General features: G+C 66.9%; 20 protein-coding genes. 2 read left to right on the top strand and 18 right to left on the bottom strand.

From position 1 onward, the window contains the following. Positions 1–12: 12 nt before the first annotated feature. The 5 genes from ACAM49_RS29390 to ACAM49_RS29370 all read right to left on the bottom strand — a co-directional run bounded on the left by ACAM49_RS29390 (position 13) and on the right by ACAM49_RS29370 (position 5,033). Positions 13–504, bottom strand: coding sequence for a VOC family protein (locus ACAM49_RS29390; protein ID WP_369638797.1), 492 nt, complete (start codon positions 502–504; stop codon positions 13–15). 46 nt (positions 505–550) lie between these two features. Continuing rightward, entirely contained in the window at positions 551–1,210 is a 660-nt protein-coding gene (locus tag ACAM49_RS29385) for a TMEM175 family protein (protein ID WP_369638796.1), read from the bottom strand. Then, entirely contained in the window at positions 1,203–1,898 is a 696-nt protein-coding gene (locus ACAM49_RS29380) for a VC0807 family protein (RefSeq protein ID WP_369638795.1), read from the bottom strand. The genes ACAM49_RS29385 and ACAM49_RS29380 overlap by 8 nt, the downstream gene beginning before the upstream one ends. Before the next feature lie 98 nt (positions 1,899–1,996). Beyond that, positions 1,997–3,316: an MFS transporter gene (locus ACAM49_RS29375; RefSeq protein WP_369638798.1), complete on the bottom strand. Its 1,320-nt coding sequence runs from the start codon at positions 3,314–3,316 to the stop codon at positions 1,997–1,999. 271 nt (positions 3,317–3,587) lie between these two features. Beyond that, complete coding sequence (locus ACAM49_RS29370) at positions 3,588–5,033, bottom strand: DUF222 domain-containing protein (RefSeq protein ID WP_369638794.1); 1,446 nt, start codon at positions 5,031–5,033, stop codon at positions 3,588–3,590. Between the two features lie 157 nt (positions 5,034–5,190). Between ACAM49_RS29370 and ACAM49_RS29365 the strand changes: the two genes are divergently transcribed. Beyond that, the gene (locus ACAM49_RS29365) at positions 5,191–5,979 is read left to right on the top strand and encodes a VOC family protein (RefSeq protein ID WP_369638793.1); all 789 of its coding nucleotides are present in this window, start codon (positions 5,191–5,193) and stop codon (positions 5,977–5,979) included. 109 nt (positions 5,980–6,088) lie between these two features. Here ACAM49_RS29365 and ACAM49_RS29360 read toward each other — a convergent pair whose 3' ends face one another. The 12 genes from ACAM49_RS29360 to ACAM49_RS29305 form a co-directional block, all read right to left on the bottom strand. After that, positions 6,089–6,946 (bottom strand): fumarylacetoacetate hydrolase family protein, encoded by an 858-nt coding sequence (locus tag ACAM49_RS29360; RefSeq protein ID WP_369638792.1) that lies wholly within the window; start codon positions 6,944–6,946, stop codon positions 6,089–6,091. Further along, positions 6,943–8,115, bottom strand: a complete 1,173-nt coding sequence (locus tag ACAM49_RS29355; protein ID WP_369638791.1) for a glycerate kinase — start codon at positions 8,113–8,115, stop codon at positions 6,943–6,945. The genes ACAM49_RS29360 and ACAM49_RS29355 overlap by 4 nt, the downstream gene beginning before the upstream one ends. 13 nt (positions 8,116–8,128) lie before the next feature. Further along, entirely contained in the window at positions 8,129–9,907 is a 1,779-nt protein-coding gene (gcl, locus tag ACAM49_RS29350) for a glyoxylate carboligase (RefSeq protein WP_369638790.1), read from the bottom strand. Between the two features lie 5 nt (positions 9,908–9,912). Next, positions 9,913–10,803, bottom strand: a complete 891-nt coding sequence (locus ACAM49_RS29345) for a 2-hydroxy-3-oxopropionate reductase (RefSeq protein ID WP_369638789.1) — start codon at positions 10,801–10,803, stop codon at positions 9,913–9,915. Positions 10,804–10,843: 40 nt separating this feature from the next. Continuing rightward, on the bottom strand, positions 10,844–11,668 hold the full coding sequence (locus tag ACAM49_RS29340; protein WP_369638788.1) for a hydroxypyruvate isomerase family protein: 825 nt from the start codon (positions 11,666–11,668) through the stop codon (positions 10,844–10,846). A 172-nt stretch (positions 11,669–11,840) separates the two neighbouring features. After that, the gene (locus ACAM49_RS29335) at positions 11,841–13,244 is read right to left on the bottom strand and encodes a nucleobase:cation symporter-2 family protein (RefSeq protein ID WP_369638787.1); all 1,404 of its coding nucleotides are present in this window, start codon (positions 13,242–13,244) and stop codon (positions 11,841–11,843) included. Positions 13,245–13,290: 46 nt separating this feature from the next. Then, complete coding sequence (gene pucL / locus ACAM49_RS29330) at positions 13,291–14,196, bottom strand: factor-independent urate hydroxylase (RefSeq protein ID WP_369638786.1); 906 nt, start codon at positions 14,194–14,196, stop codon at positions 13,291–13,293. Between the two features lie 6 nt (positions 14,197–14,202). After that, positions 14,203–14,547 (bottom strand): hydroxyisourate hydrolase, encoded by a 345-nt coding sequence (uraH, locus tag ACAM49_RS29325; protein WP_218003364.1) that lies wholly within the window; start codon positions 14,545–14,547, stop codon positions 14,203–14,205. After that, positions 14,535–15,032 carry a 2-oxo-4-hydroxy-4-carboxy-5-ureidoimidazoline decarboxylase gene (gene uraD / locus ACAM49_RS29320; protein ID WP_369638785.1) on the bottom strand — a complete coding sequence of 166 codons (498 nt, stop codon included), beginning with the start codon at positions 15,030–15,032 and terminating at the stop codon, positions 14,535–14,537. The genes uraH and uraD overlap by 13 nt, the downstream gene beginning before the upstream one ends. Before the next feature lie 109 nt (positions 15,033–15,141). Beyond that, the gene (locus ACAM49_RS29315) at positions 15,142–16,605 is read right to left on the bottom strand and encodes a nucleobase:cation symporter-2 family protein (protein WP_369638784.1); all 1,464 of its coding nucleotides are present in this window, start codon (positions 16,603–16,605) and stop codon (positions 15,142–15,144) included. 177 nt (positions 16,606–16,782) lie between these two features. Further along, on the bottom strand, positions 16,783–17,169 hold the full coding sequence (locus ACAM49_RS29310; RefSeq protein WP_369638783.1) for a helix-turn-helix domain-containing protein: 387 nt from the start codon (positions 17,167–17,169) through the stop codon (positions 16,783–16,785). Then, positions 17,162–17,401, bottom strand: coding sequence for a thiamine-binding protein (locus ACAM49_RS29305; RefSeq protein ID WP_369638782.1), 240 nt, complete (start codon positions 17,399–17,401; stop codon positions 17,162–17,164). The genes ACAM49_RS29310 and ACAM49_RS29305 overlap by 8 nt, the downstream gene beginning before the upstream one ends. 49 nt (positions 17,402–17,450) lie before the next feature. Here ACAM49_RS29305 and ACAM49_RS29300 point away from each other — a divergent pair, with 49 nt between their 5' ends. After that, positions 17,451–18,215: an IclR family transcriptional regulator gene (locus ACAM49_RS29300; RefSeq protein WP_369638781.1), complete on the top strand. Its 765-nt coding sequence runs from the start codon at positions 17,451–17,453 to the stop codon at positions 18,213–18,215. Here ACAM49_RS29300 and ACAM49_RS29295 read toward each other — a convergent pair whose 3' ends face one another. Continuing rightward, on the bottom strand, positions 18,216–21,581 hold the full coding sequence (locus tag ACAM49_RS29295; RefSeq protein WP_369638780.1) for a molybdopterin-dependent oxidoreductase: 3,366 nt from the start codon (positions 21,579–21,581) through the stop codon (positions 18,216–18,218). Positions 21,582–21,811: the final 230 nt, after the last annotated feature.

The raw sequence follows: 21,811 nt of genomic DNA, 5'->3' as shown, positions 1-21,811 counted from the left end.
GTATCACTGTGCTCACTGCGCATCCTTCTTGATCTGCTCGAAGAACAGCCGCATGTTCGGCCCGATCTCCGCGAGTTCGATGAACGGCACCCCCGAGGCGGCCCCGTCCAGATAGGCGAACCGCATCTGCCCGCCCATATCCCCCCGCTGCACCACGTCGATCCCCTGCCCCGCAGCATCTTTCAACGCCGCGTCGAAGTCCTCGGGCTCCAGGCAGATGTGATGCAGCCCCGGCCCGGAGCGTTCGAGAAACTCGGTGTAGATCGACTCCCCCCGCACCGGCTGAATCAGCTCGAGCTGCGTATCCCCGCTGTAGGACAGCGAGATATGCGCGACGAAGTCCGCGGCCGCACCCCGGTAGACGGTGCTCTCCGGCCCGAAGTGGATGTCCGGCATCCGCATCCAGTTACGCGCCCCCAGAATCGTCCGAAGGAAGTCCTCACCAGCGGCGATGTCCTCGACCACCCAGGCGATCTGGCTGACGGGCCCCTTCGCCACGCTCATGCTGTCCACCCGGGCAGTTAATCACATCCGCTTAAATTGGCAAGGGTCACTCTTCATCCGGATCCGGATCGTTCGGCGAGGACCAGGTCTGATTGCTCAGGCCGTAGAAGGTGGACACCAGCAGATACAGCACCAATGCCACGATCGGAGACAGAAATCCGATCCCGATGGTCACCGCGTAAACCAGCAGCCCCGGCCAGGCCCGCCACCGCTCCCGCCGCGCATAGTCGGCCCCCAGCCCCGGCCGCAACATCTCCGGATGCTTCTCGAGCTGCCGCCACATGGGCGCCCACGGAATGGTCATGATGACCCCCACGATCCCGTACAGCGCCACCGCGACCACGGCATCCTGCCGGGTCCCGTGCACCAGGTTGTCCGCGATCACGATCGTCGGAAAAGGAATCAGCGAAACCCCGAGCAGCAGAACAAGATTCCACCACCGCAGCACGTGATCGATGCGCCGCAACCGACCGAAGAAAGTGTGGTGATTCATCCACACCACACCGATGGTCACGAACGAAGCCAGATACGCCAGATACGACGGCCAGATGTGCACGAGTTCCCGCAGCAGATGCCCCGGCTCATGCTCGGGCACCTTGATATCCAAAATCAAAAGGGTGATGGCAATAGCCATCACCCCGTCACTGAACGCCTCGACCCGAGCGGTCCCGGTCAAGGTACCGCTCGGAACCGAACTCTCACTCATGCACCGAAGCGTAACCCGATTCGCTTGCCGCCTCAGTTGCCTTGGCCCGCTTGATGGTTCGCACCGTGATAACCATCAGCACCGCGGTCACCCCGATCATCAGCACGCTCGACAGCCAAGCCATGGTGTGGATCGGCAACCGGTAGGCCAGCACCACCCGCACCACCGCCTCGGAGACCAGCCCCACACCCCACATGCCCGCGATCCGATTGTGCGTCCGCCGCACCAGCGGCACGTTCTCGAACTTGTACTGCATCTCCGCCAGCTTCTGCGGCGACCCCGCGAAGGCTTTACGGGCGGCCAAGTAGGTCAACGGCTTCCCGATGAGGGCACTGCCCGCGAAGGCCGCGCCGATGACCGCGGTGGTGAGCGAATCCCGCACGATCATCATGCGGGCATCCCCGCTGATCATCGAACTGACGATCCCGAAGACGAACCCGGCCAGGATAAGCGCGGACATGAAGTCGATCCGCCGAGCCCGAACCACCTCGATGAGCACCATGACTCCGGAGAAGATCGCACCCGCCAGCAGCGCGGCGAAATCCGAGTACCCCGCCCAGTGCAGCACGTAGTAGGCCGCCAGCGGCACCCCGATATCCCGAGCCGTCGGCGCGAGCATGCGCACCAGATTCGGACGAGTCTCGTCCCCCTGCGGCGCCTGCACAACGGTGGTGGTGTGGTCGGCCATTTCGGACTCCTGTAATCGGCTGATCGCTACAGGAAGACGCTACGGACGCGCGCCCCGCCCCGAATCTGCCAACCATCACCTCCGAGGCATGACAGTTGTCATGCCGGCTTCGGAGCCGCCGCGCCAAGCGGAACCGGCACGGCCGCAGCCGATTCCAGCCGGTGCCCCTTGGTCTCCGGAGCACCCCAAACACAGATGAGGAACCCGACCGCGGTCAACCCCGCCGCGAACAGGAAGGTCGGCCCCATGCCCAGATGATCAAGCGACCAGGGCAGCAGATAGGTCCCGAGCGCCGCACCCACCCGGCTGATGGAGGTCGCGAACCCGACGGCCGTGGCGCGAATGTGGGTCGGGAACAACTCATTCGGATACGTCCAGTCCAGCACGTTCGGACCACCGCAGAAGAACGCATAGAGGAGCAACATGCCGAACGCCAGGAACGTCGGCATGGTCGGCCAGACACCGATGAGCAGTACCGGAATGATCATCAGCCCGAAGCACCACACGATGGTGGGCCGCCGCCCGACTGTATCGATGAGCCGCATGGCGGGCAGGCACCCGATCAGGAACACCATGCTGATCAGCGCGGTTCCGAGGGTGTCCATCCAGGTGCCCTCCGGCATCCCGAACGCCGCGAGAATCTGCGGCCCGAAGGTCAGCATGGCGAACAGCACCGCCACCTGGCACAGAAAGAACCCGCAGCAGAAGATCGTCCGCTTGCGATAGGTCGGCCGGAACAACTCCCGCAACGACCCATGCTTCGCCGGATGCCCCTCCTCCCCCGCCTCGACCAGCGACGCCGGATCCACCCGCACATGCAGGAACTTCTCGATCATGGCCGCGGCCTTGTCGGCCTTACCGTGCTGCGCCAACCAGCGCGGCGACTCGGGCGCGGTGCTCTGCCGGATGATCAGGAAGAACGCGCACAGGACCGCGCCACTGGCCAACTGCCACCGCCAGGACCCGTTGCCACCAAAAGTCAGCAGCAGGTAGCCCACGACATAGGCGAGCACCGACCCCGCATACCAGGCCACGATCTGAAACCCGAGCAACTTCCCCCGCTGCTTCAGCGGCAACCACTCCCCCAGCAATGAGGTGGCGATCGGATAGTCCGCCGCCACCGCCATCCCGAGAATGAACCGCAATATCACGATCAGCCAGGTGGATTCGGCCCAGAACGACGCAATCGAGCACGCCCCCATCACCACCAGGTCGGCGGTGTACATAACCTCCCGCCCGATCTTGTCCGTCAAAACCCCGAACAACGCCCCACCCACAAACATCCCCACCAAAGCCGCAGCCCCGATCAACTGCGTATCCCCGGTACTGAGATCCAGCTCGGCCGTCATCCCGATCAGAGCCGTCCCCACGATGCTCAGGATGTACCCATCAAGCAACGGCCCACCCGAACACGCCACAGCAAGCCGCTTATGAAACGAGGTAAATGGCGCATCATCGATAACCGAACTCACGCAGCCTCCTCGCAACCCGGACAACAATCACCGAAGCAAACAAGCAGCAATCTTGATTGAACTTACACGATCTTTAAAAGGTGATCCGTGCAGTCCGTGGGCCGGTAGGTGAGTCACCGCTCCCAACTCGGCGTCAGCCCAAGTCCGGTAGGGCAGGCGACGCAACCACACTTTTCGTTTATCTTTCCCCGGGTTACCTGACCTCAGGCACTCTGAATCACATCTTGGCCCGGCGAGTCCGCCAGTACGCCTTCCGCTGCGACGGCGTGCAGTACACGTGCATCATCTCCATCAGGCCGTCGATGACCGGCCCCGCATCGATGAACGGGGAAATGGTTTCCGCGTCGGGCACTCCGGTGGCGGTGACCGGTGGCACGGGTTCCGTCGGGAACAGGAACTGTGCGCCTTCGGGTGTCGTGGTGATCGAATCGCCGGTGGGCGTGGTCCATTGCACCTCCCGATCCGGGAGATGATCAACCTTCCACCCATTGCGGTGATTATCGGCGAGAGTCTTGAGCCGGTGATGGCGTCGACACCGCGCACCCAGATTATGTTCGCTGGTGGGGCCGCCATTGTCTGGATTGCCGTGGTCGAACCGGTCCTGGTGGTCGAGGTCAGTGTCGGCGGCGGGCACCTGGCAGCCCGGGGCCCGGCAGATCCCGTCGAGCGCACGCACCCGCGAAGCGACACGCGCGGATGGCTTGTACACCAGGTCCCTGGCCGGAGTGGTTGTGGTGGACGGGGAGTCGGTCGCGGTCTCGGTGATGATCTCGAAGCGGGCGTAGCGCGCGATCTGACGCGCGAGATCGGCGTCGATCGCCCCGAAACCGGCCAGCAGCGCCGGGTTGTCCTGCAGTCCGGCAAGGGTTTCCGCCGACACACCCACCTGCACCAGAGCCTTGCGCGGCATCGGCGCGACCGCGTCGAAGGGGGCGCGCGGGCAGTCTGCGCGCCCGCACTGGCAGGTCAAACGCCCAGTGCCGTCAGCGAGGGCGACCAAAGCATCAGCGCGGCGCTGGTTCTGAGTGCGGGGGTCCTCGCTGCACACCTGGGTGCACGCCATCTCGCGCAGCTTCTCGTAGAGGGTGCGTCCCCCGGCGGCAGGCAGTACCGCATCGACGACAGCGGTGCCATTGTCGGCCGCATTGACACTGACATACCGCTCGGCCTCGGCCTCCTTGCGGCGCACGGCCTGACCCTCAGGGTCGGCCTCGGCGATCCAGCGGCGCGCGGTCCGCCGAACACGCTGCGGGTCCGCGTCTTCCGCATACACGGCGATCTTCGGCTCCAACTCGGTCAACAGATCCCCACGCACATTGGTGAGGGTCTCGCGGATCGCCCGCACCTGCGCCAGGTCGATACGCCCGGCAGCGAAGGCTTCCGCAGTGGTTGGGAGGCGGTGCTCGAGATCCAGCCCGATATTGATCAGGTTGTCCGCGGAGCGCTGCGACATCTTCAGGGCGACACCGATTTCGGTGGCGGTGCTCTCCCCCGCGTACAGCAGCCCGACACCCAGGTCGATCTGCTCCGCACGGCGGGCCTCATAGAGCCGTGTCATCAATGCCGCCTCTTCGGCCTGCAACGCAGCTATCCGTGAGTGCACAACGCGAAGCTGTTCCACCACCTCGAAGGTGTTGGCCCAGCCATCAGCGAATTCACCCATACATTCGATAATAGTTTCGAATCCCGCGACACAACAGCATGATCGAAGCGACGCGCCTGTAATCTTCCAGCTACCACAAGAATTCGGCCCCGATGAGTTTCCGCCCGCCGCCCCGTCTGCATTCCGGAGACCGACCTACCGATTCGAGGAGTTGACCATGCCCTACGAAACACGACCTGGCGACCCGGTCTGGACCGATATCTACACCACCGACCCCGAGGCCGCGATCGCCTTCTACGGCGAGCTGCTCGGCTGGACCGCCGAAATCGCCCCGGAGCACGGCAATTACATCACCTTCCGCAAGGACGGCAAGGCCGTGGCGGGCGGCGTGGCCAGCGACGGCAGCGGCCCGAGCCAGTGGACCGTCTACCTGGCCAGCCCCGATGCCGAAGCGACCGCGCAGGCGGTGACGGCGGCGGGCGGCATGACCGCCGTACCGGTCACCGAGGTCGGCGATCTCGGCAAGTTCGCGGTGTTCGGCGACAACGGCGGCGTCGGCATCGGCGTCTGGGAGTCCGGCACCATGACCGGATTCGAAAGTCGCGGCATCGCGGGCGGCGGGCACTGGGAGGATCACGTCGGCGCCCCGTCCTGGTTCGAACTGCACACCCGCGGCTACGACGACGCCCTGAAGTTCTACACCGAGGTCTTCGGCTGGCAGGACCCCTTCACGATCTCCGACATCCCCGAATTCCGCTACACCACAATCCATTCCACCACCCCCATGCTGGGCGGCGTGATGGACTCGACGAACTTCCTCCCGCCCGGCGTCCCCGGCTATTGGCGGGTCTACTTCGGCGCCGAGGATGTGGACGCGTCGGTGCGCCGCGTGGTCGAGCTCGGCGGCAGTGTGATCAGCCCGCCCGAGGACACCCCCTACGGACGCCTGGCCGCGGTCGCCGACCCGACCGGCGTCCCATTCAGCCTGGGCGGCAACAAGTCCTAGCCCCGGACAGGACGAACGGCCCGGTCTCCACAGCGACCGGGCCGTTCGGGTACTCCCGCGGCGGCGTATAGGCACCCCAGCTGCGCCTGCCACGCCCCGTCAGGAATTCTCAGCCACGCACTCCCGTGGCCAATGTCTGCTGCCGCCCCAATCCGGCGACCTCCACGACCACGACATCGCCATCGCGCAGATAGGGTTTCGGCTCCGGCCGGCTGACCGCGACACCCGCCGGGGTCCCCGTCAGCACCAGATCGCCGGGTTCGAGCGTCATCAGCGAGCTCAGGTACACCAGCAGCTCGCCGACCCCGGAGACCATGTCCCCCGTCGAACCCGCCTGCCGCCGTTCACCGTTCACCCACAGCTGCAAGCTCAGCGACTGCGGTTCGTCGACCTCGTCCGGCGTCACCAGCCACGGCCCGATCGGAGTGAAGGTGTCGTAGGACTTCCCCTTCACCCAGGTCGGTTCTCCCGCAATGCCATTGCGCTCGGTGATGTCGTTCGCGGTGACGTACCCGCCGACCGCCCCCAGCGCGGTGGCGGGATCCGGGCAGTCGCGCAGCCGCTGCCCGATCACCACGCCCAGCTCCACCTCGTGATCGGTGGCCTCACTGCCGCGCGGCAGCTCGATGGCGTCGTAGGGTCCGCTGATGGTGGTGCCCGGCTTGAGGAACACCACCGGCCGCTCGGGAATCGCAGCCCCGATGGCCGCGGCGTGGTCGGTGTAATTCAGACCGACGCCGATCACCTTGCCGGGCCGCGCGATCGGCGCTCCGATCCGCTCGGTGGCCTCGACCTCGGGCAGCTTGCCCGAGGCCAGCGCGCGCCGCACAGCGCCGAGGGCCACCGTGTCGCCCAGCAGCGCCCCGTCGATATCGGCGGCGACCGACGACAGATCGCGCAGCACACCCGAATCATCGATGGCCGCGGGCTTTTCGGCGCCCTTGGCGCCTACTCGCAACAGCTTCACAAAGCACCTCCCGACTGCTCCGCCGCCACGGCGGCCGCACTCGGCCCGCCGGGCAGATGATCCTCCGCGATCCGAAAACCGAGCTGCTGCAACAGCATCGCGCCCGCCGTCAGGCAGCGCTGCTCGTCCGGCTCGATCTCGATCAGCGAATAGGCCGCGGCGAATCCGGCCGCGTGCAATGTGCTCTCCGGCAAGGTATTCCGCCCGCACACGGCGACCACCGGAACCCCGGCGAGGCGCGCCGCAGCCGCGACACCCGCCGGAGCCTTCCCGTGCAAGGTCTGCTCGTCGAGCTTGCCCTCACCGGTGATGACCAGGTCGACCCCGGCCACCTGATCCTCGAATCCGACCAGATCCAGCATCAATTCGATGCCCGGCCGCAGCGTGGCGCCCAGCACCGCGAGCGCGGCGAATCCGACGCCCCCCGCGGCGCCGGCACCCGCCGTCTCACGCCGATCCGACCCGATTTCCGCGGCCAGCCGCTGCGCCCACTGCCCGAGCGCGGCGTCCAGCTCGGCCACCTGGGCCGGATCGGCGCCCTTCTGCGGCCCGTAGACCGCAGCGGCCCCGTAGGGACCGGTGAGCGGATTGTCCACATCGCAGGCCACGGTGACCTCGACGCCGGACATCAGCTCCCGCAGCGCGGACAGGTCGATGGTGGCCACCCGGGTGAGAGCCGCCCCGCCGTCGCCGATGGGATACCCATCGGCGTCCAGCAGGCGGGCGCCGAGCGCCTCCAACATGCCTGCGCCGCCGTCGGTTCCGGCGCTGCCGCCGATGCCGAGCACGATGCGGCGGCATCCCGCCGCGACCGCGGCCGCGATCACCTCGCCGGTGCCCCGGCTGGTGGCGGTCATCGGTCGCAGCAGGCCGTCCGGCAGCCGCACCAGTCCCGACACGTCCGCCATCTCGATGACCGCGAGGTCGTCGCGGCGGGCGTAGGCGGTCAGCACCGGTTCCCCGGTGGGCCCCGACGCGGTGAGCGGAACCGCGTCGAAACCGGCCGCGAGGGCGGCGGCGACGGTCCCGTCACCGCCGTCCGCCACGGGCACGACCGACACCTCGGCGTCGGGTCGCGCCCGCCGGATTCCGGCTCGCACGGCCGCCCCGACCTGAGCGGCGGTCAGCGAGCCCTTGAATTTGTCGGAGGCGATCAGCACACGAGCCATGAATGGAATCCTTTTAGTCCAGCGGGACGGTTGCGGTGGGGGCGTCGGCGAACGCGGAGGCCAGCTCCTCGAACTCCGTGATCGCGTCGATCCCGGCCGCACCCATGGACACATTGGTGACGCGCTCGAGAATGCACTCGACCACGACCGGCACCTTGTACTCGGCCATCAGCGACTTGGCCTTCTCGAAGGCCGGGCCGATGTCCTCCGGGTTGAAGACGCGAATCGCCTTGCAGCCCAGGCCTTCCGCGACCTTCACGTGGTCCACGCCGTAGCCGTTGACCTCGGGCGAGTTGATGTTCTCGAAGTCCAGCTGCACGTAGTAGTCCATGTCGAACGCCCGCTGCGCCTGACGGATCAGGCCCAGGTACGAGTTGTTCACCAGCACATGGATGTACGGAATGTTGAACTGGGCGCCGACGGCCAATTCCTCGATCAGGAACTGGAAGTCGTAGTCACCGGACAGCGCCACGACCGGCTCGTCCTTGACCGCGGTGGCCACACCCAGTGCGGCGGGCAGGGTCCAGCCCAGCGGACCGGCCTGACCGGCGTTGATCCAGTGCCGCGGCTTGTACACGTGCAGCATCTGGGAAGCCTGGATCTGCGACAGACCAATCGTGGTCACGTAGCGGGTCTCCGGGCCGAACGCCTTGTTCATCTCCTCGTACACGCGCGCCGGCTTCAGCGGCACGTTGTCGAAGTGCGTCTTGCGCTGGCCGGTGGCGCGCTTGGCGCGCACCTCCTTCACCCACGCGCTGTGGTCGGTCAGCGACCCGACCTTGTCCAGCGACTCGGCGACCGCGATGAACTGCTCCAGTGCCGCACCGGCATCGGAGACGACACCGTAATCGGGCGCGAACACGCGGCCGATCTGGGTCGGCTCGATGTCGACGTGCACGAAGGTGCGGTCCTTGGTGTAGACGTCCAGCGCGCCGGTGTGGCGGTTGGCCCACCGGTTGCCGATGCCCAGCACGAAGTCCGCGGCCAGCAGCGACTCGTTGCCGTAGATGTGGGAGGTCTGCAGACCCACCATGCCGGCGTGCAGCTCGTGGTCGTCGGCGATGGTGCCCCAGCCCATCAGGGTCGGGACCACCGGAACACCGGTCAGCTCGGCGAACTTCACCAGCAGCTCGGAGGCGTCGGCATTGATGATGCCGCCGCCCGCGATGATCAGCGGGCGCTTGGCCTCGTTCAGCATCTGCAGCACCTTGGCGGCCTGCGCCGGGGTCGCGGCCGGGCGGGTGACCGGCAGCGGCTCGTAGGTGTCGATGTCGAACTCGATCTCGGCCAGCTGCACGTCGATCGGCAGGTCGATCAGCACCGGGCCCGGACGGCCTTCGCGCATGAGCCAAAACGCCTTCTGGAAGGCGCCCGGCACCTGGGCGGGCTCGAGCACGGTGGTCGCCCACTTGGCCAGCGGCTTCGCGATGGACGCGATGTCGACGGCCTGGAAGTCCTCCTTGTGCAGCTTGGCCACCGGAGCCTGGCCGGTGATGCACAGGATCGGAGTGGAATCCGCGGAGGCGGAGTACAGACCGGTCACCATGTCGGTGCCCGCGGGGCCCGAGGTGCCGATGCAGACGCCGATGTTGCCGGCCTTGGCGCGGGTGAAGCCCTCGGCCATGTGCGAAGCGGCCTCGACGTGGCGGGCCAGCACGTGCTTGATGCCACCGTGCTTCTTCATGGCGGAGTAGAACGGGTTGATCGCGGCGCCGGGCAGGCCGAAAGCCTGTGTGGCCCCTTCCTTTTCCAGGATCAGGACCGCCGCGTCGACGGTACGCATGCGTGCCATATTGGTCAGTTCTCCTTGTCCAGCTTGCCGCTCAGGCGCTCGACGCCGCGCAGCAGTGCAGAGTGGTCCAGGTGGCCGTCGCCGTTGGCGCGGGCCGAGGCGACCAGCTGCGCGATCAGCGAGCCGGCCGGGGTCACCAGACCCGCCTCACGGGCGGCGGTGGTGAAGATGCCCATGTCCTTGTGGTGCAGGTCGATCCGGAAGCCCGGGGCGAACTCGCGGTTGGCCATCTTGTCGCGCTTCTGGTTCAGCACGGCCGAACCGGCGAGGCCGCCGCCGAGCACGTCGAGGGCCGGGCCCAGCTCGACGCCGTAGGCCTCGAGGAAGACCACGGCCTCGGCCAGCGCCTGGATGTTGGTGGCCACGATGAGCTGGTTGGCCGACTTCACGGTCTGGCCCGCACCATTGGTGCCCACGTGCACGACGGTCTTGCCGACGGTGTCCAGGAACGGCTTGGCCGAAGCGAAGTCCTCGGCCGAACCGCCGACCATGATCGACAGGGTGGCGTTGATCGCGCCCGGCTCGCCGCCGGAGACCGGGGCGTCCAGCAGGCGGAAGCCACGCTCGGCCGCCTGCTTGGCCAGCTCCTGGGTGACATCCGGGCGGATGGAGGAGAAGTCGATGATCAGCGCGCCCGGCTCGGCGGTCTCGAAAACGCCCTTCTCACCGGCGAGTACGGCCTGCACGTGCGGGGAGTCCGGAACCATCACGGCCACCACGTCGGCGCCGCGCACGGCGTCGGCGATCGAGGTGACGGCGCGGCCGCCGGCGTCGACCAGCTTCTGCGCGTTGGAGGGGTTCAGGTCGAAGCCCTTGACGGTGTGGCCGGCGTTCTGGAGGTGGACGGCCATCGGGCTGCCCATGATGCCGAGGCCGATGAAAGCGATATTGCTCATGATCTGTTCCTAAGTCGTTGTGTTGGAAAGTCTTCGGTGATTACTTGGCGGCGCGACGCTCGAGCGGGAGCCAGCCGAAGGAGTCGGCGGAGACGCCGGTGGACGGCTTGTACTCCAGGCCGACCCAGCCGCGGTAGCCGTTGGCCTCGAGGGCGGTGAGCTGGTCGTCGAGCTTGAGCTCGCCCGTGCCCGGCTCGTTGCGGCCCGGGTTGTCGGCGATCTGGACGTGCGCGATGCGGGCGGTGTGCTCGGCGATCACCTTGTCCACGTCGTCGCCGTTGACGGCGAGGTGGTAGAGGTCCGCGAGCAGGCCGATGTTGGATACGCCGGAGTGGGCCTGGACCTTGTCGATAACCGCAAGGCCGTCGACCGCCTTCAGCAGCGGGTAACGCGGTGCGCCCGAAGCGGGCTCGACCAGGATGGTGGCACCGATGCGAGCGGCGGCCACGGCGGCGGCCGACAGGTTCTCCACGGCCAGCTCGTCCTGAGCCTCCGGGGTGGAGTCATCGACCCGGTTGCCGTACAGCGCGTTGAAAGCCTTGGTGCCCAAGCGCTCTCCGATGCCGACGGTGACGTCGATGTTGTCCTTGAACTCGGCGGCCCGCGCCGGCCACGACACCAGGCCGCGGTCGCCGCCCGGCATGTCGCCGGCGAAGAAGTTCAGGCCGATCAGCTGCACGCCCGCGTCCTGCACGGAGGCGACGAACGCGTCCACGTCCTTGTCCGACGGCACGGCCTCGGCGAACGGCCACCAGAACTCGATGGCGTCGAAACCGGCGGCCTTGGAAGCGGCCGCGCGCTCCAGGATCGGGAGCTCGGTGAACAGGAGCGAGCAGTTCACGGCGTAGTTGAGCGAGTGAGTCATGGAATCCCTCCAGTCGTTTCCGCAGTGCTGTGACCAGCAAGTCTGCTTGATTTTCCGCAATGCGGAAATGTTTTTCTGGGATACGAAAATGCTAATGCTCCCAGAACAATCCCGTCAAGGAGTTCCGGGAGCTACTAGCCAGTACGGCGATATATGTTGTGCCGCCGCCTGATCAGCGGATGTCGTCCTCGAGACGATCGCCGAGATCGTCCTTCACGTCATCCGCGGCCGCGAACACCGAAGCGCCCGGCTTGTTTCCGAACTTGAACTCGTTGAACACCAGGTTCAATACGATCGCCGCGATGGCGGTCGCCGAGATCCCGGAGTGCATGACCACTCCGATGCCGGTCGGGAACTTGTCCCAGAATGTCGGTGCGGCAATGGGAATCACGCCCACGCCGACCGCCACGGCCACCAGAACCATATTCAGGTTGTCGGTGAAGTCGACCCGCGCCAGCGTGCGGATGCCGCTCGCCGCGACGGAACCGAACAACACGATGCCCGCGCCGCCGAGGACGGGATACGGAATCCCGGCCACCACGGCCCCCACGATGGGGAACAGGCCCAGCAGTGCCAGCACGACACCGCCTGTCGCGACCACGAATCGGCTCTTGATGCCGGTGAGCGCGACCAGCCCCACGTTCTGCGCGAAGGCGCTGCACGGGAAGCTGCCGAACAGCGGAGCCACTCCCGAGGACAGCATGTCGGCCCGCAGACCGGCCGCCACCCGCTTGGAATCGGCTTCGGTGCCGACGATTTCGCTGATCGCGAGCACGTCGGCGGTGGTCTCCACCATGATCACCAGGATCACGATGGTCATCGAGACGATCGCCCCGACCTGGAAGGTCGGCCCGCCGAAGTGCAGGATCGGCGGCAGGGCAATGATTTTCGCGTCGCCGACCTTGGAGAAGTCGGCGTGGCCGGTGGCCGCCGCGATGACGGTGCCGATCACCAGGCCGATCAGGATCGACAGCCGCGAGATGGCGCCCTGGAACAGCCGGCTGATCACCAGGATGATGACCAGGGTCATACCGGCGAACCCGATATTGCCCATCGAGCCGAAGTCGGCGGCCTTGGGGTTGTTACCCATCGCCCATCGGAATGCGGTGGGCAGCAACGAGAGTCCGATCACCGTGATGATGGTGCCGGTCACCACCGAGGGGAAGAACCGCACCAGTTTCGCGAAGAAACTGGACAGGACCAACCCGATCGCACCCGCGACGATGATCGCGCCGAAGACCGGCCGCAGCCCGCCCTCATTGGCGATGGTGACCATCGTCGAGACGCTGACGAACGAAATGCCCTGCACGATCGGCAATCTGGAGCCGATCGGCCCGATGCCCAGGGTTTGTAGCAGTGTTGCCAGACCGGAGACGAACAGGCCCGCTGTCACCAGCAGCGCCATGTCCGTCGCCGAGAGTCCGGCCGCACCTCCCACGATGAGCGGCGGTGCGATCACACCGCCGTACATCGTCAGGATGTGCTGAGTTCCGTAGACCAGGGACTGTCCCAGGGAATAACGCTGATCCTCGGGACGCGTCGCGGTCACTTGCACGCGGCTATGGTCATCGCCCATCGCCGCACCTCCTACTAACTCAGAGAAGAAGAACTCAGCGTGGTGCTCAGCAAAAACCCGGGATGGCGGTCCAGGCGTTGCCCGCGTCGCGCGCGTCGTCACGCTCGACGGTGGCCTCGATCAGGCCGTACGGGCGATCCGCGGCGATGAAGACCTCGCCCGGGTTCGGCACGTTGAACGGGCTCAGGTCCACCAGGAAGTGGTGCTTGTTCGGGGCCGAGAACTTGATCTCGGCGACCTCGGTGAACTGCTCGAGCACGGCGCGACCCATCGAGTAGAGGGTCTGCTGCAGCGCGTAGGAGTGCACCACCGCGAACTGGCGCAGCAGCACCTTCAGGATGGCGTCGTAGGTCTTGTCCCAGTCGACATCGGTGTGGTTGTAGCGCCACTTGGCCACCAGCGAGGTCGCCATGATGCGATCGTTGGTCGGCTGCAGGGTGGTGTACTTGTCCTTGAAGAAGCCGTGGAACTCCGAGCCCGTGGTCTTGAGGAGCACGAGGTCCTTCACACCGGAGACCACGTGCGCCACGCGATCCGGGCCGACGCCGTCGACGTTCACGACGGTGGTGCGTACGCCCTGGCCCGACTTCACGAACGAGTGATCGTGCGGCTGGCCGTCGACCTCGATGCGATCCCAGGCGTACTCCTCGACCTCGATGCGCGCACCGGTGGCGGTGGGGGCACGGGAGATGAAGTGATCGGCCAGGGTGAGGCCGTACTCCTCGATGGAGTGGATGCCCTTCTCCTTGGCGAAGGCGAAGGCGGTGTTCTTCTGGGTGTCGGTGGGCAGCACGTCGCCCTGGTCACCGGTGATGTGGGCGTCGGAGAACTCACCGCGCAGCGAGGTCGAGACGTTCAGATCGCGGATCTGGTGGCGCGGGGTGTCGCGGTAGACGCGGACGACGCGGTTCTCGGCCTTGCCGTACTGGTTCTGTCCCAGCTTGATTGCCATGTGAGTTCAGCTTCCTCGGTAGGTGGAATAGGCGAAGGGGCTCATGAGCAGGGGCACGTGGTAGTGCTCGCCCGCTTGTCCGGCGACCTTGAAGGTGATCGAGACCGTCGGATAGAAGTAGGTCTGATTCGTTGCGGCGGCATAGCTTTCGATGTCGAAGGTGAGGCGGTAGTTCCCGGCCTCGAGGCCCTCGGGGCCGAGATCCTTGATCCGGCCGTCGTCATCGGTCTTGCCCTCGGCCACGACCCGGACTTCCGGGCCGACCTGTTCGAGCCGCACCTCGACGCCGGCCGCGGGCTTGCCCAGCGCGGAGTCGAGGATGTGCGTCGTAATGGTGCTCACGCGTCGAATACCTTTCGCAGGCGGAGAACGGCGATCTTGCGGAGTTCCTCGGCGACCGTGGCCGCCTCGGTGTCGTCGTCGTTGGTGAGGCGCTGGTTCAGGCTCGCCAGGATCTGCTCGGCCGACAGGCCGGTGGCGCAGATCAGGAAGACCCTGCCGAACCGCTTCTCGTAGGCGAGATTGCCCTCGAGCAGCTGCGCGGCCACGGATTCGTCCTGGCTGACGCCGGACTGTTCCTGACGCGACCACGCGGAGTGGGTGTCGCTGCCCTGTACCCGATCGCCGATGCGGGGGTGTGCCGACAGTGCGCGGTCCACCTCGGAGGCGGGGAGACCGGCGGCGAGCTCATCGGCCCGGGCCAGCAGGCCGTCGATATCGGCGTAGGGCCGGGCCGCCAGCACGCCGTCCGCCCAGCTCGGGGCATCACAGCAGGTCAGCAGGACCGGCAAGAGTTCTTCACTCGCTGTCGAATTGAATTCGACCAACGTCACCATTGGCGCTACCTCTCTCGGATAACGGAAGGGTGATTCCGCTACGGATGAAGCGTGTCACGGGCCACAACAGTTAGTCAACATTTTGTTGAAAATATACGGAAACTGCTGGTCAGAGCGCTTCACAAGCCGATTTTGAACTTGCCGGAATGTTGCTGGTCCGAGCGTGGAACAGCTGGTTGAGCACCAAGGCCGTCACACAGCCCGCGCTGATGCCCGAGGCCAGGATGACCGAGAACGGGCCCGGCAGACCGGCGTAGAAGGACGGGGCCACGGTCGGGGTCATGCCGATGAACAGCGCGACGCCGACGATCAGCGAGTTGATCGGATCGCCCAGATCAGCCTTGGCGAGGGTGCGGATGCCGCTGGCGGCGACCGTTCCGAACAGGACCAGACCGGTCCCGCCGAGCGCGGGCTTGGGCACCAGCTCGACGACCGCGCTCGCCACCGGGAACAAGCCCAGCAGGACCAGGAACGCGCCGCTGGCGGCCACCACATAGCGGCTGTACATCCGGGTCAGCGCGACCAGACCAACGTTCTGAGCGAATGCGCCACAGGCGAATCCGCCCATGACCGAGGCCAGCATGGTCCCGACACCGGCCGCGCGCAGACCGCCCGCGATCTGCTTCTCGTCGACCGGACGCTCCACGATCTCGCCCAGCGCGATCATGGTCGCGGTGGACTCGGTCATCACCACGAGCATGACGATGCACAGCGAGATGATCGCGCCGATCTGGAATTCCGGTGCGCCGAAGTGCCAGGGCGGGACGAAGCCGATGATCGAGGCATGGCTGACCGGACCCGTATCCAGCAGTCCCAAAGGCCAACCCAGCAGCGAGCCGGCGATGAGGCCGATGAGCAGGGCGAGCTGGCGGCCGAAGCCCTTCAGGAAGCGATGGCACAACAGCACGACCACCAGCGCGAAGGCGGCATCGGCCAGATTCTTCATCGGCACGTGCGCTTCGCCCATCGCGCCCTCGCCCGCGCCGCTGATCCAGCCGAGCGCGACCGGCAGCAGGGACAGGCCGATCAGCGAGATGACGGTGCCGCCGACGATCGGCGGGAAGAACCGGTGCAGCCGTGAGAAATACGGTGCCGCGAAGACGGCCATGACACCGGCCACCAGGGTGGCGCCGAAGATGACGGGCAGCGCCTTGCCCGGAGCCGCCTCCTTGGCGATAGCCAGGATCGGGCCGACCGCGGCGAAGGAGCCGCCGTTGATCAGCGGCAGCCGCGCGCCGAACTTCCACCAGCCCAACGACTGCAACAGGGTGGCCAGGCCCGCGGTGAACAGGCTGGCGGTAATGAGCATCACCGTCTCCGGCGCGCTCAGACCGACTGCCGCGCCGACGATCAGCGGCGGTGCGACGACACCGGCGACCATGGCGGCAATGTGCTGTAGACCGCCCGCGACCAGCTGGAACGGCGGCGGAACCACGTCGACCGGATGTTTGTCGAGTTCCACGACCGTGCCCGACGCTACCGAGACGGACCCTTCACCGAGTTCGGCGGTGAGTTCGTCGTGGTCCGCTGCGGGGCTGGAATCGGGTGCGGCGGGGGTGGATTCAGAGCTCACAGTCGACCCGGCCCCCCGTTTGGCGTGGCGTCGAATCAAGTTCTTTCAACGTCTCCATTGGCGCTACCTCTCTCGGATAGCGGAAGGGTCATTCCGCTAGTCGAGAACAGTGGCACGCGCCACAAAGCAGGGTCAACAGTTCGTTGAAGATATATATCGGTCAACCGATCGGCTACGTCAGGCCCGTTCGCGGTTGAGGTAGTTGTAGACGGTGAAGCGGGTGACGCCGAGTGCCGCCGCGACGGTCTCGGCGGACTTGCGGAAGGTGAACGCGCCCCGCTCTTCCAGCAATCGCACGGCACGCTGCTTGTCGGCGCGCGGCAGACTGGTGAGCGGGCCGCCCAGCTCCCCCGCCACCTCCTCCAGCAACTTCTCCAATCCGCCGAGGGTGTCGGGTTCGGGCGCGCCGAACCGCACGCAGGCCAGCGTCTTCCCCTCCCAGACCACGGGAATGTCCTCGGCGGTGGCGTTTTCCGGGTCCACCAGGCGGCCGCCGGTCTTGTCCAGAATCGGGGCGAGGGTCACCAGCACCGGGTGCGCCTCGCCCGGCGAACGTTCAGTCATCCTGCTCGACCTGCATCGTCACTCTCGTCGCGCCATTAGCGAAGGCGGTCAGCATGATCTCGCCCAGCACCGGCAGCAGTTTGTCGTCCGTCCCGGTCACCAGCGTGCCCAGGGGACCGAAATCGCATTCCAGACCGGCCGATTCGGCGAGCTCGAGGGCCGCCAGCGCATGCGTTGGCGCCTCCCCTTCGCCATGGAACGGTTCGGTCGTGAACTCCGCGCGTAGCCGCATGTGGCACAGGCTACTATTCCGGCATTCGGAAAACTAAGGAGGACCGGGAGTGCCCGCAGCAAAGGGGCCCAAGGCCGGCGCCGGGGGTGTGCAGTCCATCGAGCGTGCGTTCGGGCTGCTCGAGCTCATGGCGGACGAGGGCGGCATGATGGGGCTGTCGCAGCTGGCCACCGAGTCGGGCCTGCCGCTGCCGACCATTCACCGGCTGGTGCGGACACTGGTGGATCTGGGGTACCTGCATCAGGAGCCGTCGCGCAAATATGTGTTGGGTCCCAAGCTGATCAAGCTCGGCGAGAGCTCCTCGCAGATGCTGGCGGTGCTGGCCCGACCGCACCTGCAGCGGCTGGTCGACGAACTGGGCGAGTCCGCGAACATGGCGATGCTGGACGGGGATCAGATCGTCTATGTGGCGCAGGTGCAGTCGCGGCACTCCATGCGCATGTTCACCGAGGTGGGGCGGCGGGCGCTGCCGCACTGCACCGCGGTGGGCAAGGCGATACTGGCGGGATCGCCGCCGGAGCTGACCCGGAATCTCTTGGCGCGCACCGGAATGCCGCGCTACACCGACTCCACCATCACCGATCCCGACGAGTTCGCCGACCAGCTCGCCGAGGCCGCCCGCACCGGGTACGCCATGGATGAGGGCGAGCAGGAGCTGGGTGTGCGGTGCGTGGCCGTGGCGGTGCCCAAAGCGCCCGCGCGCCTGGCGATTTCGGTGTCCGGGCCGGTGGGTCGGATGACCGAGGACCTGGTCCAGCGCGCCGCGCCGCTGCTCACCGAGGTGGCCGAGGCGCTGTCCGACGACCTGCGCTGATCAGGCGTCGATCTCGAGATCGGACGTGGGCACGGCCTGGCAGGTCAGCACCGCGTCGTCGTCGAGGTGCTCGGTGTCCACGAAGTGCGCGACCTTGCCCTGGCCGACGGTGCACAGGCAGCTCTCGCACTGGCCGACGCGGCAGCCGCTCTGCATGGTCACTCCGGACTTCTCGGCGAACTCGAGCAGGGTGCCGTCGCGTTGAGTCCAGGTCAGTTCACGATCAGACCGGGTGAAACGCACTGTGTAGCTGGCGTTCTCGGGAATCTCGAGGGTTCGTTCGGGCGTCGCGAAACGCTCGGCGAAGATCTCCCAGCGCGGGACGCCGCGCTCGCGCAGCTCGGCGGTGACGGTGGTGAGCATGGCCGCGCGGCCGCAGAGGTAGAAGCGGGCGCGGCGTGTGATCAAGGCGGGATCGAGGGCGGCGACCTTGACGTAGCCCGTCAGATCGAAGTCGACGCCGGGACGGTCCGCGGGCAGCGGCCGCGAATAGTGGGTGATCAGCTGCAGGCGCGGACCGAGGACGGCTGCCAATTCCGCCAGTCTCGCCCGGAACGGATGGTCGGCGGAATTCGGTACGCCGTAATGCAATACGACCTCGGGGACGGTGCCGCCGGTGGCGGCGAGGGTCTCCAGGTAGGACAGGAACGGTGTGATACCGATGCCACTCGCCATCATGACGACCGGGTAGTCGCAGTCGGTGGGAATGATGAAAGAGCCGTCGGGACAGCCGACCTCGACGCGGTCGCCGGCGTGGAGCCGGTCGTGGACGTAACCGGAGAAGACACCGTCGGTGACGCGGCGGATGGCGAGACCGTAGCTGTCGCGATCCGGTGCGCTGGCCGGGCCGGTCAGCGAATAGCTACGGGAGACAATCGAATCCGGCTCGGCGTCGATCGACTCCGTGGCACGGACGGTCAGATGCTGGCCCGAACGGAAGTCGGGTAGGGGTGCGCCGTCGTCGGGCATCAGACGCAGGATTCGGACGCCTGGGCTGGCCTCATCCACCTCGCTGACCGTGAAGGTTCGCGAGCCCGCCCAAGGGTTTTCGACGGGGACCGGCCTGACCTCGCAGGTGAACGACCGCAGCGGAACGGAACCCGACAGCGGGTCGATGTTCTCGTCGTCGATGAGCAGGTTGTAGTTGCTGCCGACCTTGTCGAGCGGGTCCGCGCCGGGCAGTCCCAGATCCGTATTCGATTGCCACCAACCGTATTCGGAGACCACCACGCCCGGATGCAGGGTCGGGTCGATGCGGGCGCGCAGCCGCGCACTGCCGAGCCGGGTCGAGAGGACCACCCATTGCCCGTCGGTGATGCCGCGCTCCGCGGCCGCCTCGGGGCTGAGGTCCAGGCGCGGGTCCGGGGAGCGGCGGCGCAGGGAGTTGATCTGCCGGTGCTGGCTGTGGCAGAAGTAGCCGTTCTTCGCGCAGGTGAGCACGAGTGGGAAGGCGGGCTCCGGGGCGAGGGGTGCGGCGTATTCGGGTACGGGCGAATAGCCACGGGCGGCAAGGCGTTCGCTGTACAGCTCGATGCGGCGGGTGGGGGTGTTGAATCCGGTGGCCTCGTACTTGCGGTAGTCGCGCGGCAACGGAATCCGGGTGCCGCCGGGCCGGGCGCGCAGCTCGGCGGCGGTCATGCCCAGGGGTGCGAGCTGATTGTCCCAGGCCGCTTCCAGATCGCCGCCGAAGAACTGTTCGCCTAGGCCCATGCGGGTCGCCAGGTCGAAGACCACCTCGGTGTCCGAACGGGATTCGCCGACCGGCTCGACAATGCGCGAGCGCAGTTGCACGTGTTCCTGTGCGCGGTGGCTGGATTCGAATCCGATGCGCAGGGCCTCGTGTTCCCACGAGCTGTTCACCGGGAGCAGGTAGTCGGCGTAGCGGGCGGTGGGGTTCTCGAACAGATCGAGGTGTACCTGGAAGTCGAGGGCCTCGAGGGCCTGGCCGGTGCGGGCCGAATCGGGCTGGGACAGCAGCATATTGGCGCCGAAGCCGACCAGGGCGCGAACCCGGTAGGGCTCGGCTTCCAGCACGGCCCGGCACAGGTCGCGGGCGGTCACCCAGCCTTGGGCGGGCGGGCCCAGCGGGCGTTCGGGCAGGCCGAGCGTCTTCGCACGCTGTTCCGGCACAAGCTGGTTCACCCGATCCGATACCGCATTGACCGGCGGCTTCGGCAGCACCACATTGCCACCGGGCGCGTCGAACGATCCGGTGAGCGCGAACAGCGTGGCGATGGCCCGGTCGGTCTGAGTCGCGTTGGCGTGCTGCCCGATTCCGGTCCAGCCGTAGTAGGACACCGATCCGGCCTGCGCGATCTCGTCGGCGAGCGCGGCGATGCGGTCTTCCTCGATCCAGGTTTCGCAGGCCACCCGGTCCAGCGGCCAGGCCCGGCAGGCGCGGGCGTAGTGGTCGAATGCCGGTGCGCAGGTGACGATTCCGGTGGGGGTGGCGATGCGGTGGGTACCGGCCAGGCCGAAGCGTTCCGGCACATCGGCGGGCGATCCGGTGTCGTACGGCGTGGGGCGGCCCTCATCGGCGTCCCAGGCGACGAAGCCGGTGGTGTCCGGCCAGATGTCCTCGGCGCGCAGGAACCCGCCGGTGTCCTCCCGGACCAGCAGCGGCGCATTGGTCCAGGCGCGCACGAAACGCTCGTCGTACCCGTGTGTGTCGAGGAGCCGACCGGCCAGTCCGAGAGCCAGCGCCGCATCGGTGCCCGGCCGCACTCGCAGCCAGTGCTCCGCGCCCAGCGCGGTGGTGGACCGGCGCGGATCGATCACCGCGAGCCGGGCCCCGCGCGCCCGGGCCTCGGCCAGTTCGGTCGATTGCGCGAGCCAGGTCTTGGCCGGATTGAAGCCCCACATGACCGCCAGATCGGTGGCCTCGTAGTCGGGCACGGGCAGGCCGACGCCGTAGGTGAAGGCGTGCGCGACGTCCTTGTGCCAGTTGCAGATCTCGGTGCTGTAGATGGTGTTCGGGCTGCCGACGGCGTGGACGAAGCGCTCGATCCATTCCGTGCTGTCCGACAGCGACGTGCCCGAGGGTGTCGAAAGGGCGAAGGCCACCGCCTCGGGACCGGATTCGCGGGCGATGCTCGTCAGACGCCCGGCGATATCGCTCAGCGCGACATCCCAGCTGACGGGTTCCCAGCCGGGATCCGGATCGGTCTTGGGGCGGGTCCGGCGCAATGGCGTGGTGAGCCGCCGGGTGCTGTGCACGATCTCGGGCGCGGAACGGCCCTTGGGACACAGGGCCTTACCCGTCGGATGATCACCGTCGGGCCGGACATCGGTCAGGCGACCGTTCTCGACGGTGTAGATGGCCCCGCACCGCGACTTGCAGAGCGTGCAGTAACCAGCGATTTCCACAAATCCAGTCTAGGAGCGCCCGATACCCCGGTGAACAGGACAAACGCCCCCAATTCCAGCCCCTGACCGGGATTGCCACCCGTTCGGCGAAAGTACCCCGGTCGCGGACGTATCCGGCGGGCCGTCCGCTTCGAATCCAGATGCGATAGGCATCGATGTTTCGGAATGAGGTTCCCTATGGGCACATATCGGCCCACCCGCCCGGTTCGTCCCCTGCGCCGCGCGGCCAC

This window comes from Nocardia sp. JMUB6875 (genome assembly GCF_041154655.1).
In the GTDB taxonomy this organism is placed as follows: Bacteria; Actinomycetota; Actinomycetes; order Mycobacteriales; family Mycobacteriaceae; genus Nocardia.
The sequence above is the reverse complement of the archived record's forward strand: the minus strand, read 5'-3'. Positions and strand labels throughout refer to the sequence as shown.

Excerpts from the sequence above, each read along its gene's own strand:
- ACAM49_RS29385 (WP_369638796.1), bottom strand. The coding sequence starts at position 1,210 with ATGAGTGAGAGTTCGGTTCCGAGCGGTACCTTGACCGGGACCGCTCGG.
- ACAM49_RS29355 (WP_369638791.1), bottom strand. The coding sequence starts at position 8,115 with ATGGCTCGTGTGCTGATCGCCTCCGACAAATTCAAGGGCTCGCTGACC.
- ACAM49_RS29365 (WP_369638793.1), top strand. The coding sequence starts at position 5,191 with ATGCCCTACGAAACACGACCTGGCGACCCGGTCTGGACCGATATCTAC.
- ACAM49_RS29345 (WP_369638789.1), bottom strand. The coding sequence starts at position 10,803 with ATGAGCAATATCGCTTTCATCGGCCTCGGCATCATGGGCAGCCCGATG.
- uraD (WP_369638785.1), bottom strand. The coding sequence starts at position 15,032 with ATGGTGACGTTGGTCGAATTCAATTCGACAGCGAGTGAAGAACTCTTG.
- ACAM49_RS29310 (WP_369638783.1), bottom strand. The coding sequence starts at position 17,169 with ATGACTGAACGTTCGCCGGGCGAGGCGCACCCGGTGCTGGTGACCCTC.
- ACAM49_RS29335 (WP_369638787.1), bottom strand. The coding sequence starts at position 13,244 with ATGGGCGATGACCATAGCCGCGTGCAAGTGACCGCGACGCGTCCCGAG.
- gcl (WP_369638790.1), bottom strand. The coding sequence starts at position 9,907 with ATGGCACGCATGCGTACCGTCGACGCGGCGGTCCTGATCCTGGAAAAG.
- ACAM49_RS29390 (WP_369638797.1), bottom strand. The coding sequence starts at position 504 with ATGAGCGTGGCGAAGGGGCCCGTCAGCCAGATCGCCTGGGTGGTCGAG.
- pucL (WP_369638786.1), bottom strand. The coding sequence starts at position 14,196 with ATGGCAATCAAGCTGGGACAGAACCAGTACGGCAAGGCCGAGAACCGC.
- ACAM49_RS29370 (WP_369638794.1), bottom strand. The coding sequence starts at position 5,033 with ATGGGTGAATTCGCTGATGGCTGGGCCAACACCTTCGAGGTGGTGGAA.
- ACAM49_RS29305 (WP_369638782.1), bottom strand. The coding sequence starts at position 17,401 with ATGCGGCTACGCGCGGAGTTCACGACCGAACCGTTCCATGGCGAAGGG.
- ACAM49_RS29340 (WP_369638788.1), bottom strand. The coding sequence starts at position 11,668 with ATGACTCACTCGCTCAACTACGCCGTGAACTGCTCGCTCCTGTTCACC.
- ACAM49_RS29380 (WP_369638795.1), bottom strand. The coding sequence starts at position 1,898 with ATGGCCGACCACACCACCACCGTTGTGCAGGCGCCGCAGGGGGACGAG.